We start from the raw sequence: 14,160 nt of genomic DNA on the forward strand, positions 1-14,160 counted from the left end.
GAAGTGCAATGGAAGATATTACTTATGATGTTGCAATAATCGGAGGCGGAACGATGGGTATTGCAACAGCGTACTATTTAGCTAAAGCGCAGCAAAAAGTATTAGTTATCGACCAATATTCTATTCCTAATAATTTTGGCAGTCATCATGGAGAAACACGAATTTTGCGTCTTGGGTATGGAAACGGCGGAATTTACGTACCTCTAGTAAAAGAAGCCCTAACTTTATGGAAAGAACTTGAACAAGAAACAGGTAAAACATTATTCAATCAAACAGGCGCAATTTCCGTTGGGCATCCTGGCTCCGATTTCGTCAAGGAAACTATCGAAAGTTCTCTTAAATATAATTTAACTCACGAAAAGTTAGACGCTAAAAGCTTGATGGCCAGATGGCCAGGCATTTTGGTTCCCGACGATTACATAGCCTGCTATGATCCGCATTCTGGTTTTCTCTATAGCGAAGAATGCGTCCAAACTTATAAAGAAGAATGTATAAAATTAGGTGTAACAATTCTTGAAAATCAGCGAGTTGAAGATATTCAAACATCAGAGGCAGAAGTGAAAATTGTAACAGCGGATACTACTTTAGTAGCTCGCAAAGCTGTTGTTACAGCAGGTGCCTGGATTCCTAAATTACTCCCTGAACTAGACTTGGATATAGAACCTCTTCGTAAAACATTCGGGTGGTTCGAAACGTCAGAGGACAATTTTTACGATAGCCAGTTCCCTTGTTTCGTTTTTGATACACATAATGTCGGCCATTATTATGGTTTTCCAGACTATGACGGCCGAGGTTTGAAAGTTGGACGAATGGATCTAGGTGAAGTGGTTGACCCAGATGAAGTGAATCGCGACTTTTTTGCAACTTCGGATGAAGAAGTTGATCTGCGTTCATTTTTAAGTCGATTTTTACCTCAAGCAAACGGTCAATTAAATGAGGGGAAAGTTTGCTTATTCTCTATGACGCCAGATCATGATTTTATCATCGACTTCCACCCTCAGCACTCCAATGTTGTTATTGCAGGTGGATTTTCTGGACACGGATTCAAATTCGCCAGTGTTATTGGAAAAATATTGACTGACTTAGCGATTGAAGGTAAAACGGATCTGGATATCTCTTTTTTACAGTTGAATCGTTTCTCTAAGGAATCGTCCACTAATGAGCACCTATATAAATTGAACTAAAGAAACTAGCTTTTACAAAATACTTCAGTTGCTTTCCGATTTAGTTTAGCGCCAGTTGCATGATACGCATACTGGGACATGAACAAGAATGTGTTAATAAGGGTTCTCCGTCAAATCCAACGAAATAAATGCAAAACGAAAATTACTTTATCTTCTTTTTGTAATCATTATTGTCAGATTTTTCAAACTATTAATTTGTAATCTTAATGAGAGTGCCAAATATTATTCTTTTAAAAACTCTACTTGTTAAATAAGCAGATTAAACCGAAGGAGGAACCCATGAGTATCTTTTCGGCTGAAGCATTAAATCATAAACATGTGTTGATTACAGGAGCTACTGGTGGAATCGGTTATGAAACAGCAAAGCTGTTAGTCAAGATGGGAGCTAAAGTAACAATCACGGGAAGAAATAGGGAAAAGCTTAATGAGCTGGAAACTGAACTTTTTTTACTGACAGAAGAAGATAAGGTTTTTACAAAAGAGGCTGATCTTACAAATGAAGAGAGCCGAAAAGAATTGATTAGCGGTGCGAAAGAGAAGTTAGGCTTCATTAATGGTTTGGTGAATTCCTCTGGAATTGCAGGCACTGAAGTTATGGAAGAACTGGATGAGCAATTTATCGAAAATATGATGAATGTAAATTTTAAATCCACTTTTTTTCTGACACAGTCCATCTATTCGGACATGATCAAACAACAAGAAGGAGATATTGTAAACGTCGCTTCTCTGTCAGGATTAAGAGGGACCTATGGCAATAGCGCCTATGCAGCCAGCAAATTCGCAGTTGTAGGGTGGAGCCAATGCATGGCAGTCGAAGCTATTGCGCATAATATAAGAGTTAATGCTGTTTGTCCAGGCTATGTAGAAACCGATATGGCAAAAATGCTGATTATAAAAAACGCTGAAAACTCCGGGAATACCTATAAGGAAGCATACGCGAATGCTGAAAGGAGTATTCCATCAGGACGTTTGACGAAACCGGATGAGGTAGCGAATTCTATTGCGTTTCTTTTGACTGATGCAGCCAAGAATATTGTAGGTGAATCTTTGAAAATATCAGGTGGGAGTGTGATGCGATGAATAAGTAACATAGAGCAGCCTAGGCAAGATATGTCGCAGAAACAGAGAACTTGCATATGATACACTCAATCAGCTAAACCAACACTAAGCATCAGAAGCTACATAATTATTAGCAATATTAATCTTGAGTGAGGTGAGGAACCTATGTGGGATGTCGGCATTATAGGAATAGGGACAATGGGCAGCATGGCAGCATGGCAGCTGTCGAGCAAGGGCAAATCCGTAATTGGTTTTGAGCAGTTCGGTATAGGTCATGACCGTTCGGCTGCTGGAGGAGAGTCGAGGCTGTTCCGTACGGCGTATAAAGAGGGACCTGAATATGTACCGATTTTAAAGAGATCACAAGAGTTATGGCGTCAACTGGAAAAAGAGACAAACAGCCATTTGTTACACCTTAATGGAGGATTGACGATTGGGCAACCAGAAGAGGAAACGGTGAAAAATTCCTTGAAGGCAGTAACCGATTTTTCGATAGAACATGAAATTCTAGACTATGTTACAGCCAGCAAGAGATATCCACAGCATCGGCTATCTCAGGACGAAATTATGGTTTTGGATAAAGAAGCAGGATACATTCGACCAGAATTAGCAGTAGTCACTGCGGCGACGCGAGCAGAAGATCTGGGTGCAGAGATTTTGCGGTATACGACTGTTGAAAAGATAGAGCCTAAGAACGATCATGTTGTTGTGACAGCAAAGGGGCAAACTTATAAAGTAAGAAAATTACTTATCACTGCTGGCCCGTGGGCGAAAAATTTTCTTCCGGCTTTTCATCCCTATTTACCAGTGAAAAGAATCTTTTTAACATGGTTTCCAGCTAAAGATATAGAGCTGTATGGCCCAAAGAATTTCCCGGTCTTCACCCGGAGAACAGAAGGGTACCGTTTTTTTGGAGCTCCTACACTTGAAGGATCTATGATTAAAATAGGTACAAGTAAACCAGGCTCTGAAGTTGCGTCTCCTGATCAATTAGCCCCTATAAGTCATGAAGAATTAGCGGATAGCAGTGCAATCGTGCAGAAATATTTCCTGGGTGTCCGAGCTGATCCTGTGAGGGCAGATGTTTATATGGATGCTTTTACTCCGGATAATCAGTCGATTGTAGGCAAAGTACCTGATATGCTAAATACTTATACGTTAAGTGGGTTTTCAGGTCATGGTTTCAAAATGGCTCCGGCTTTCGGAGAACTTGCTGCTAATTTAATTATAGAAAAACAGTCAGATTTTCAGATTGAAACGTTGAATCCGGAACGCTATATACAAAGTATTAAAACTATATAAGGAGAGTGTTGTGAATGACTGCATGGGGTTTTTTCACTGATTTAGGATTGATTGCAGGACTGTTGCTGTTAGGTACAATTATCCGCGCGAAAGTCTCACTAATCCAACGGCTGTTTTTGCCAGCGAGCATTATAGCCGGTATAATTGGGCTTGCATTCGGACCGAGTGGATTCAATTTAATTCCTTTTTCGGATCAAATAGGTACATATCCAGGAGTGCTGATTGCTGTCGTTTTTGGAGCATTACCGCTTGTCTCTCCTAAAATCAATTGGAAGGAAATTTCGAAACGTGTGGGTGGGATGTGGGCATATTCTCAGGCAGCCATGGTTTTAATGTGGGGCGGTGGTCTGTTATTCAGCTTATTAGTCCTTAACTCTATCTGGGGAGACCTTCATAACGGATTCGGCTTGATTTTAGCTGCTGGATTTGTCGGAGGGCACGGTACTGCAGCGGCTATTGGCGCTACTTTTGCTCAACAAGGATGGGAAGATGCAACCTCTTTGGCAATGACATCTGCGACAGTCGGCATTCTTAGTGCCATTTTAATCGGACTAGTATTTATTAAACGCGGAGCATCAAAAGGTCATACAAATTTTATCGGGAACTTCGATGACTTGCCTAAAGAATTGCAAACCGGGTTAGTACCTAAACATTTACGGAAAAATATACAGACAGATACTGTTTCTTCAATTTCCATTGATCCTTATATTTTTCATGGTTCTATTATTGCTGTAGTAGCTATGACTGGTTACTATATCAGCAGTTGGATCGCTTCTTTGCTGCCGAATTTGGCAATACCTGCTTTTTCTGTTGCTTTTTTAGTAGGACTTGCCTTCAAGAAAGTTTTGTCTGCAAGTAAAGCGGATCATTATGTCAGCAAGGACGTTATCAACCGCATAAGTGGAAGCGCCACGGACCTATTGGTGGCATTCGGAATTGCTTCAATCAGTTTACCTGTTGTTCTTGAATATATTGTTCCACTCTCCATTTTATTTGCCTTTGGCTTGTTCTTTGCTTGGACATTCTTTTATGTCCTTTCTCGCCGGTTCTTCGACCAACATTGGTTTGAAAAAGGGATTTTCACATGGGGATGGACAACAGGAACCGTCGCTATGGGTATTGCTCTATTACGGATTGTAGACCCGGAATTAGAGAGTAATACCTTGGATGATTTTGGAATGGCTTATATTCCAATTGCACCAGTAGAAATTTTAATCGTCACCTTTGCACCGCTATTAATCGTCAATTCTCAGTCTTGGCTGTTCGTCGGCATTACGCTTACTTTTGGACTTGCCATATTCATAATAGCTAAAATGAACGGTTGGTTCACTTTTAAGCGTGTTCCATTAACCGTTACTAAAACAAACGTGAAAATTCCATAAATTTTTTCTGATAGGATTAGCAGGACATAACATGTACTATATGTTTGTTTGAAGTATGTTCTATATTAAGCGAAAAGAGTATAGTGATAAAGGTCTTAAATTTCTTCAAGTCCGTTCACTATCTACTTTAATTATTGTTTTATATTAAATAATAAAGGCAGATAGCATATAACAAAGCTATCTGCCTTTTACTTGTATTTATTTACTTTGTTCGATTTCGTTAAGCGATTTGCTTCCATCCATGATAAGACCTGTTCACTGTCTTTGTTGGACAAGTTGGTATAGAGGGGAGTATATTCTAAGTTTGATGCCACTAGCTATTGTAATTGGCATGTGGTGGCAAAAGTATGGTGTGATTAAATAGGTTTTTACTTACACAACTAAATTAAAGAGTATTCCAGTGTTTTTTAAGCGTAGTTGGATTTTTATCAGTTTTAAATGTAACTTATTGTGAATTAAGTTACATTCGAAGTAAGATAAAACAAACGTCGAATGATGAATCTATATCTGATTTTTTTTGTTCCTTGATTTTTTGTCTGTGTAAAAAATATAACCAGCATTTAGAATGAACAATACTATTGCGGATGTTAAAAAACCAAGTATTGCCGGTATATTTGGCCCCGTTATTAAGTAGAAAATAGTAGCTAAAACAAACGCAGTAAAGCCAGCCATACTCATTTTCCATCGGGAATTTTCTATTTTCTCCATCCTAGTGATCCTTCCTTGTCACGAAAATAGTAGTTATCTCAAAAATTACTAGTTATGAAGCCTTAAGTTGGACTAGCTTAAGACAATTATCTTTTTAAAAAAAGACAATAACTGTTTTTAGTATAACCAAAAATAAAGAATATTTTTCAAAAATTTCGAATGTAACTTAATTGCTATTAAGTTACATTCGAAGTACTTGATTTATCTTAATTCTAGTAACATTGGAAAAAGTAAAGTATTGAAAATTTAAGCTATATAGCTGGTTAGCAACCAGCCGTGATCATGATGATTATTGAAATTGACGGTTACTTCAACCAAGCCTTATTGACCGGTAAAAAATGTTCCGAGCAGCAATTGAGGCAGATGTATCGACAAGCAGACCAATTAACTTTTGAAACTCGTGACTTTGCCAATATGTTTTGCCGGCTTCATAACTTTAATCAAATTCCGTATTCAGAGGATATAGAAGTTGATTTTGTCTTGGATACGGATACCGGCAAGATCTACTCTCAGAGTTATTAACTTTTAGGAACCATTTTTCGAGATTTTTTGTTAAATGTGAATGTAACTTATTCTAAATTAAGTTACGTTTACGACAAGGTTTTTTGCGAAAAATAGTCTCACTTAAATTGGAGGTGCATCTTATTGTCTTTAGAAAAAGATACCATGATGAATTCGCTAAAACAAACAGTCATTCCTATATTAAGAGAAAAAGGATTCAAAGGGTCATTTCCCCATTTTTATCGAAAAACAGAAGAACGTGCTGATTTGTTGATGTTTCAATTCAGTATGTGGGGCGGTGTTTTATACGTTGAGATTTCCAAATGCCCTCCAGAAGGATATACCAATATTTTGGGTGAATTTTATCCCCTCAACAAAATGAAGGTTTATCTTGTAACGGGTGGTGGTTTACCTTTGAATAGGAGACGAATCGGGAAGAGCGTTAACGGCATGTTTGAGTTCAATAGGGATAATACTGATCAGGTGGCACTTCAAATTGAGGAAGCCTTAACTGAAGCAGAAGAGTGGTGGGTGTCTTATCCGGATTGGTGCAAAAATAACGACACTATTTAACCCGATTCTGAATGTAACTTATTGTTAAGTAAGTTACATTCATATGCCTAATTCCAAAGGCTTTTCATGAAAACCAAGAAAAACTGATTTCACTAGAAAAAAAGATACATACAAAAGGTTATTCTCAACGGCTTCAAAGTAAGAGTTATAAAACGAAGTAGGTTTACATATCAAATTCTATAGAAAGTTGCTAGTACATAAAGAGATTAACGTATGATTAATAAAGTGGATAAGATAGATGCCCCGACCAAATCATTAGCGATATCTGCTTATAACGACTAAGTGGTAGGTAGCCCGATAAATTATTTAAAGACACTATAATTGTTCTTACAAAATAAAGGTTACTCAGCAGACTACCATACCGCTGAAGCTTTTCTTGAGATGCACTCTAGAAATTCGCAGGAAGCGAAAAAATTATTGAGCGTCATCAAATCCAATTTACACCTTAATTAGGCCAAGTAGATTTTAATAGTTCAAAGGATGAAGAGAAACTTGTAAAAATTTTCTTTTTCAGATTTTATAAAGAAAAGAATTAAGCTTTTCTTTCGACATATACATTAGTCCTAACCCGAACAACAATCCCACCCTCAATAAAGGCAGACTGGATCATTCGAGACTTGGGTTAAAGACTGAAAGAAAAAGACAATTACAGAAATGAAACATAACGATATCATGACTAAAAATGTCTCTCCGTGCTGAATTCTTTTTCGAGTAAATAGATGGGTACTAGAATGACCAAAAAGGTCATAGTAAAAACAAAGAATATTTTCCATTAAGTAAACAAAAATCAAAATACAAGAAATCCTATTCGCGTTCAAGTTCTTCCATCGGCTCTTTCCTGGACGTTCAATTGTTCGAGGACAACTTCTTTATCACTATAGGGATAATAGCGACTGCCGATGAGCATTGTATCTTCATGTCCCTTGTCCGTCAACAGGATGATGTCGCCTTCTTCTGCTTGACGGATGGCATGGCGTACAGCTTCTGCTCGGTCTTCGATGCAGATATACCTGCCATGCTGCATTCCTTTTTCAAAATCATGAAGGATGCTTGCTGGCGGTTCTTTACCTGGGTTGTTGGTCGTAATAACGACGTAATCCGCCACTGATGCTTTTTCCGCCATTATCGGGCGTTTGCCCCGGTCACGGAAATTGCCGCTCCCGATTAAAACAATCAGCCGCCCCTTCCTGAAAGGCAATAAGCTGCTGATTGCTTTTTCGATGGCATCGGGCGTGTGCGAATAATCAATGTACACCACAGGACCTTCCGGATGAGCAAGTTTTTCCATCCGGCCAGCTACAGGAGCAATACGGGAAATGCATGAAAGCATCTTACTGATGCCGAGCCCATACGCATAAAGAGCGGCAATCGCCGCAAGTGTGTTATACACATTGAATTCTCCTATAAAAGAAGTAGAAACCGCATGAACGCCTTCGGGGCTATGCAACAGAAATCCAGTGCCATTCTCTTTATAGTTGATCTGTTCCGCCCAAAAGTCCGACTGCTCCGATAAACCGTAGGTAATCGTTTCAAAGGGCGTCATCTTGGAAAACGCCTCGGACCACGGATCGTCAGAATTGAGCACTGCATATTTACTTTTCGACACATCTTGGCCGAGTTGGGCGAAAAGCAAACCTTTCGCGTAGCCATAATGCTCCATGGTCTTATGGAAATCTAAATGATCGCGGGTCAAGTTCGTAAAAATCGCAATGTCCATAGTTAAGCCCCACATCCGCCCGCTGGTGATACCATGTGAAGAAGTTTCAAAAACCATAGCTTCACAGCCGTAATCGATGGCGTGCTGCATCATTTCTGTGCTCGAGATGATGTCACTAGTCGTATTTTGTGTTGGCACATTGATGCTGTCCATCTGGAAACCAAGAGTTCCTAAAGCAGCAGATTTGCGGCCAGCCGCCTCCAGCAAACTGTAAATCATATGGGAGACCGTCGTTTTGCCGTTCGTACCGGTCACCCCAAAGGTAGTCAGCTTAGTAGAAGGATAACCGTAAAAATGCTGGACAAAGCGGCCCATCACTTTTACCGAGTCTTTCACCAGCACAAAACAAGCGGATTCGGAAACCGTTTCCTTTCTTTCGGCAATAACCAAAGACGCTCCGCGGCGAATCGCTTCTTCCGCAAACTCATGCCCGTCCATCATGCTGCCTTGGATGCAGATAAAACAATTACCGTTCTTTACTTTCCGCGAGTCCATTTGTATTCCGGTAATAGCAAGAGGAACGGCTCCGATGATCGTTTTTATTTTTAGCAAATCCAGCAATTCAGTAGTATTCATTAGCCTTCCCTCCCTAGCTCTTAAAGGTACTTATTTAGATTGAAATTCTGTAATAATCTATACCACAAAAAAAGCTTTATAAAGCGCAAAGTCCTCAATAAAGACAAGTCGATTTTTCAATAGTACAACTGATCGCCTTTTACATACTCTACGGACCATCCATCATATTACATCCCTTCAAGTGATTTCTTCATTTTTTTCATGATCAAATAGCCATTCTTTTCTGCTTACTGTGCCTACACAAGCTCTTACTTTCCGTGAAGAACCGATGACCAATCGGCACGGCAGGATCAGGTTGAGTTTTCTTCTTTTTCATTACTTAGTCAAAGAGAGACGAGGCCGAACTAGCACACCTTCTTTCTATTTCCGTCTGAAAACTGTACTTTTACGAACAGTTGATTCATCATTTTAAAGCATTTAAATAAAAAAGTTATTTAGAAGAAAATAGAATTAACCCACATAAGATTTTTGATGGTGCAGGAAAATATAGGGTTTATTCTTTTACTCTTCTTAGAACGCCTAGACAAGGGGTTAGTAAGAAAATACCTATTCCACAGAAAGCCAGAGATGTCATAGAATTTGTCCAAACGCATAGGGGATCCCCACCACATGGTTGTTAAAGGGGAAGTGTATATGAAAACACTGGAATAAATGGACAATCACCTCTTACTAGCACTACTTATACAAAATACGATGTTAATCCAAAATTATGAAAGCAAAAAAGAGATCAAGAAGGAATTGTATTTGGTAAGAATGGAAGTATTTGAAATGCTAATAATCACTATCAGACTTTCCAAAGAATACAATAGGAGATGGGAATTATGGATATTAAAAGTTATATATGGGGATCAAACATACTCCATTTGCATTTAATAGAAAGTCAATGGACTATTTTGAATGATAGAGTAGTCAAAAAAGCAAAAAAGCGAAATTACAACTAAGCTTATAATTTTAGAGGGAGAAAATTGTAAAGAAGTAGAAAGTCTTTAAATACATGTACTCTATAACGGTGGAAATAAATGCTAATATAAATGTGGTGTGAAGATTTCAAAGAATATAATGATCAAAAAATCACTTAGGAACGACTGGTGGGAAAATGGAGTGATGACATGGCATCAAAGAGATTATGGAGGCAGTTCTAAAAGTGGTGGACAGCAACAACGAACGACTGTTAATCCTAGACGACTGGGTAATTACCAGGAGTACCAGTACTGCTAATCCCCCTATGGAGGAAGCGGCCATTGCTGATTTTGAAAGTCAGATTGGGCATCAGTTGCCAAAGGACTATCGGTCTTTTCTGCTGGAATACAACGGGGTGCATATTTACCAGCTTATTACGGATTTAGGTGGCAATGGCTGAGGCGGATTGCATGTGTTTTCTATCAAGGAACTGATTGAGAATCTGTTTTACATGGAAGTGTACCCTGTTTTTTTGCCAATACGCAGTGCTGATGACCAATACTTGGCCATCAGTCTGGAAGCGATTGAGAATAAAGACCCCAATTACCTTTACCGAATCGATAACAATGAAGGGCCACCAGCTTTGACCCTGAACTTCCATCTGTTTTTAAATCGTTATGTGGCGGCTCAAGGTGCTACATTCTATGAATGGCCGATTTACAGCGCGGCTGGCCGCTATTACTTGGAGGGCGATGAATAAACTATTCATAGGTGTCCAGTAATCAATAGCTATGTAATAACGAAGGCAGAGCAGATGCTTAATGTTAGCATCTGCTCTGCCTTTAGGTTTGTAAAAGTGTAACTTAAAGAATCATCAGCAAAGAGATGGGTATATAAATAAGAAAAGATAATCAATCTGGAATCGGTATGCTGTTGGTATTTTACAGCAACTCCAGCAACAAATATAAATCCGAAATCTTACTTTGAATAGCTTCAAGCGTCCAACCTCTCATTTGAGCAACTATAGCAGACAACTTAAAACAGAATTCTCTATAGGATAAATATTCATCAAGTAATGGAGGAGATGGCATGAAAGCTGAAGTATTGATCGTTGGAGCTGGTCCAACCGGGCTGGCATTAGCGCTGGCGCTTCACAAGCAGAAAATTCCGTTTCGAATTATTGAAAAAAATAGCGGGCCGGGAACTGCGTCGAGAGCAATGATCGTGCATGGACGAATATTGGAGCATTACCGTCAAATGGGTTTTGCAGAGATGATAATTGAACAGGGGAATAAAGTCGAGGATGTACAGATTTTTATGGACGGAAACTTAAAGGCAAAAATGCATATCGGGGATATAGGAGAAAATCTTAGCCGTTTCCCCTATATTTTGAGTTTGCCCCAAGACATCCATGAAGAGATTTTGGTGCGCGTACTAAAGGAAAGAGGAGTCGAAGTAGAGTGGAATACTCAATTAATGTCCTTTAAAGAAAGTGATCATCATGTTCAAGTGGTCATCGAAAAAGAAGGAATCACAGAAGAAAACAATTTCGTGTTTCTTTGCGGTTGCGATGGCGCGCACAGTAGCGTGAGAAAAAATCTGGGCTTTCAATTCGAAGGAGGGACATATGCGCAAATATTCTATGTGGCTGATGTGAAAAGTTCAATCCCATCTCCCGGAATAAGTGGAAACATGTTTAGAGAAGGATTTTGCCTTACAATTCCACTCCCGAACGGGAATGTGAGATTAATCGGTATTTTTCCGGAAGAAGTAGTAAAAGACGGCATTCCTTCAGAACTTGCCCCCGTTATCCCTTTTATAGAGAAAAATGTAGGCATAAAAATTGAGCAAGTAAATTGGTATTCACCGTATAAAGTCCATCATCGGATAAGTGACCATTTCAGAAAGGGAAGAATCTTCCTCGCCGGTGATGCCGGACATATCCACAGTCCAGCCGGCGGCCAGGGAATGAACACCGGAATTGGCGATGCAGTGAATCTTGGCTGGAAACTTGCGGCTGTCATGCTGGAGAAGGCGGATGAAAAAATACTGGATACGTATGAAACAGAACGGATGGCGTTTGCCAAAATGTTGATATCAACCACCGACCGTGCATTCAATTCAGTTGTTGGCAAAGGGGTGGAAACTAGACTTTTTAAAAATGCTGTTATTCCCTATGCGCTGCCAAGGCTGATTGCTTTTCCGCGACTGAGAAAAAAATTGTATAAAAAAGTTTCGCAAACCGATATAAAATACAGAGATAGTATATTAAGTGAAGGGCAAATAGGCCAAATACACGGCGGTGACCGCTTGCCATGGGTAACCACTGAAAATAGTGATAATCATGAACCTTTGAAATCCATGGACTGGCAGTTCCATATTTATGGTCAGGACCTCCCTGAACTTCGTGCAATTGCAGAATCTTCAGCAATCCCTTTGTATGTATTCAAGTGGAAAAAAGAGATGGATGCAGTTGGCATTAAGGAAAATTCCATCATGTTAATTAGGCCAGATGGCCACATCGCTTTGGCGATTACGAACCGGGAACTGGTGAAAGCACAAAAATATCTGGATGAATTCAAAATTTATTCGATCAATTCATAACCCTAAAATTCTATTTTTAAAAACTTTGAAAGGAGGAGCAAGTTATAGCTGCATCATCCGAAAAACTTCAAGAAAATCTCATTACTAGAAAAGTTAACGCAGCTTATTTGATCGGTTTTATTTTATCGCCGAACGACTTTGATCAACACTTATTGTCTGGTGATTCCCTTGATTTTTTAAGTTTTTCTTCCTTATTACTTTTGCTGGCTTTTTTATCTTTGCTCTGCCAGTTACGGATTTCCAGAGTTTCAAAAACAAAGTAAAAACACAAATCCAGCTGCCTTTCATCAAGGTTGCTGTTTTTTTATGTTCGATGCACATTAAGCTTAAGGCACAAGTTATCTCTTGGCGAAAGCTTTAGAAAAAGCAGGAAGGTTTTTAGTGCTTCCGGATTCAACAAAATGAAAAGGGGTATAGTAAGGAATGTATTTTTGAAAGCAGAAAATCTACCGTTTATACGTAGGATTGATTGAAGAGAAAGGGTTTTGAAGGAGTGCTGGCAAGCTGTTCATTTTCCTGGAACCAGTAAAATACCTAGTAAAATCAGTGAATTTAACCATGTGCATGAAATGGAAGCGGCAGCTGGTGTTGCCTCGGAGCCTTTACGGCAACGCAGAAATTCTAAGGAAAGAGTGTGATGACTGATGCAAAAAAGAAAACTTGGTACCCAAGGCCTTGAAGTATCTGCAATCGGACTTGGCTGCATGGGGATGTCCGATTTTTATGGCGGCAGGGACGACGGTGAATCGATCAAAACGATCCACTATGCACTTGACCATGGCATTACGTTTTTAGATACCGCAGATATGTACGGGGTCGGAGCGAATGAAGAATTGGTGGGACAAGCCGTCAAAGATCGGCGCAACGGTGTCATCATAGCGACTAAATTCGGAAATGTCCGTGCTGATGACGGGACATTTCTCGGCATCAACGGCCATCCTGATTATGTCAAAAAAGCCTGTGACGCCAGCCTTCGGCGATTGGGAGTTGACCATATCGACTTGTATTACCAGCACCGTGTCGATCCGAAAGTGCCGATTGAAGAAACGGTCGGTGCCATGGGAGATTTGGTGAAGGAAGGAAAAGTCCGTTTTCTGGGTCTGTCGGAAGCCGGAGCAGAAACGATTCGAAAAGCGGTTGCAATTCATCCGATTTCGGCGCTTCAAACCGAATACTCGCTTTGGAGCCGTGACGTGGAAGAGGAAATTTTTCCAGCTGTCCGTGAACTTGGAATTGGCTTTGTCCCTTATAGCCCGCTCGGCAGAGGGTTTTTAACCGGACAGATAAAGTCGTTTGATGACCTGGAGGAAGACGATTACCGCCGCTTTTCTCCTCGGTTCCAAGGTGAGAATTTCCAGAAGAATTTGGATTTGGTCCAGAAAGTCGAAGAGCTAGCTAGCGAAAAAAATTGCCAGCCAGCTCAGCTTGCGCTAGCTTGGCTGCTCGCGCAAGGAGAAGACATCGTTCCGATTCCTGGAACAAAACGGATCAAATACCTTGAAGAAAATATGGGGGCTCTTGAAGTAGAGATATCCCAGGAGGATTTGGACCGTATCCAGGAAATAGCGCCAAAAGGAGCAGCTGCCGGAACCCGTTACCCGGAAGCAGGTATGAGAGGCGTAAATTTATAAAAATTCCCCGAAGAATTTAAAAG

General features: G+C 39.9%; 11 protein-coding genes. 10 read left to right on the forward strand and 1 reads right to left on the reverse strand.

Annotated features, from left to right (window positions below; genetic code table 11):
• The first annotated feature begins 8 nt into the window (after positions 1 to 8).
• The 6 genes from solA (FQV28_RS01570) (at position 9) to FQV28_RS01595 (ending at position 6,709) form a co-directional block, all read left to right on the forward strand.
• Entirely contained in the window at positions 9 to 1,184 is a 1,176-nt protein-coding gene (gene solA / locus FQV28_RS01570) for an N-methyl-L-tryptophan oxidase (protein ID WP_146493851.1), read from the forward strand.
• 279 nt (positions 1,185 to 1,463) lie between these two features.
• The gene (locus FQV28_RS01575) at positions 1,464 to 2,264 is read left to right on the forward strand and encodes an SDR family NAD(P)-dependent oxidoreductase (protein ID WP_146493852.1); all 801 of its coding nucleotides are present in this window, start codon (positions 1,464 to 1,466) and stop codon (positions 2,262 to 2,264) included.
• A 144-nt stretch (positions 2,265 to 2,408) separates the two neighbouring features.
• Entirely contained in the window at positions 2,409 to 3,545 is a 1,137-nt protein-coding gene (solA, locus tag FQV28_RS01580) for an N-methyl-L-tryptophan oxidase (RefSeq protein WP_146493853.1), read from the forward strand.
• Between the two features lie 14 nt (positions 3,546 to 3,559).
• Complete coding sequence (locus FQV28_RS01585; protein WP_146493854.1) at positions 3,560 to 4,927, forward strand: sodium/glutamate symporter; 1,368 nt, start codon at positions 3,560 to 3,562, stop codon at positions 4,925 to 4,927.
• Between the two features lie 990 nt (positions 4,928 to 5,917).
• Entirely contained in the window at positions 5,918 to 6,157 is a 240-nt protein-coding gene (locus FQV28_RS01590; RefSeq protein ID WP_146493855.1) for a hypothetical protein, read from the forward strand.
• A gap of 123 nt (positions 6,158 to 6,280) precedes the next feature.
• Positions 6,281 to 6,709: a DUF4304 domain-containing protein gene (locus FQV28_RS01595; RefSeq protein WP_146493856.1), complete on the forward strand. Its 429-nt coding sequence runs from the start codon at positions 6,281 to 6,283 to the stop codon at positions 6,707 to 6,709.
• Positions 6,710 to 7,523: 814 nt separating this feature from the next.
• On the opposite strand, the gene FQV28_RS01600 is transcribed toward FQV28_RS01595, so the two are convergent.
• Entirely contained in the window at positions 7,524 to 9,002 is a 1,479-nt protein-coding gene (locus tag FQV28_RS01600) for a UDP-N-acetylmuramoyl-L-alanyl-D-glutamate--2,6-diaminopimelate ligase (protein WP_146493857.1), read from the reverse strand.
• 1,126 nt (positions 9,003 to 10,128) lie between these two features.
• Between FQV28_RS01600 and FQV28_RS01605 the strand changes: the two genes are divergently transcribed.
• The 4 genes from FQV28_RS01605 (at position 10,129) to FQV28_RS01620 (ending at position 14,137) form a co-directional block, all read left to right on the forward strand.
• Positions 10,129 to 10,362 (forward strand): SMI1/KNR4 family protein, encoded by a 234-nt coding sequence (locus FQV28_RS01605; protein ID WP_146493858.1) that lies wholly within the window; start codon positions 10,129 to 10,131, stop codon positions 10,360 to 10,362.
• Between the two features lie 12 nt (positions 10,363 to 10,374).
• Positions 10,375 to 10,662: a hypothetical protein gene (locus FQV28_RS01610; RefSeq protein ID WP_146493859.1), complete on the forward strand. Its 288-nt coding sequence runs from the start codon at positions 10,375 to 10,377 to the stop codon at positions 10,660 to 10,662.
• A gap of 329 nt (positions 10,663 to 10,991) precedes the next feature.
• Positions 10,992 to 12,506, forward strand: a complete 1,515-nt coding sequence (locus FQV28_RS01615; RefSeq protein WP_146493860.1) for an FAD-dependent monooxygenase — start codon at positions 10,992 to 10,994, stop codon at positions 12,504 to 12,506.
• Positions 12,507 to 13,150: 644 nt separating this feature from the next.
• On the forward strand, positions 13,151 to 14,137 hold the full coding sequence (locus tag FQV28_RS01620) for an aldo/keto reductase (RefSeq protein ID WP_146493861.1): 987 nt from the start codon (positions 13,151 to 13,153) through the stop codon (positions 14,135 to 14,137).
• Positions 14,138 to 14,160 lie beyond the last annotated feature (23 nt).

Origin of the sequence: Planomicrobium sp. CPCC 101079, assembly GCF_007859275.1 — a bacterium.
In the GTDB taxonomy this organism is placed as follows: Bacteria; Bacillota; Bacilli; order Bacillales_A; family Planococcaceae; genus Planococcus.

Coding starts and splice junctions, on each gene's coding strand:
- solA (WP_146493851.1), top strand. CDS start 9: ATGGAAGATATTACTTATGATGTTGCAATAATCGGAGGCGGAACGATG.
- FQV28_RS01575 (WP_146493852.1), top strand. CDS start 1,464: ATGAGTATCTTTTCGGCTGAAGCATTAAATCATAAACATGTGTTGATT.
- solA (WP_146493853.1), top strand. CDS start 2,409: ATGTGGGATGTCGGCATTATAGGAATAGGGACAATGGGCAGCATGGCA.
- FQV28_RS01585 (WP_146493854.1), top strand. CDS start 3,560: ATGACTGCATGGGGTTTTTTCACTGATTTAGGATTGATTGCAGGACTG.
- FQV28_RS01590 (WP_146493855.1), top strand. CDS start 5,918: ATGATGATTATTGAAATTGACGGTTACTTCAACCAAGCCTTATTGACC.
- FQV28_RS01600 (WP_146493857.1), bottom strand. CDS start 9,002: ATGAATACTACTGAATTGCTGGATTTGCTAAAAATAAAAACGATCATC.
- FQV28_RS01605 (WP_146493858.1), top strand. CDS start 10,129: ATGGAGGCAGTTCTAAAAGTGGTGGACAGCAACAACGAACGACTGTTA.
- FQV28_RS01615 (WP_146493860.1), top strand. CDS start 10,992: ATGAAAGCTGAAGTATTGATCGTTGGAGCTGGTCCAACCGGGCTGGCA.
- FQV28_RS01620 (WP_146493861.1), top strand. CDS start 13,151: ATGCAAAAAAGAAAACTTGGTACCCAAGGCCTTGAAGTATCTGCAATC.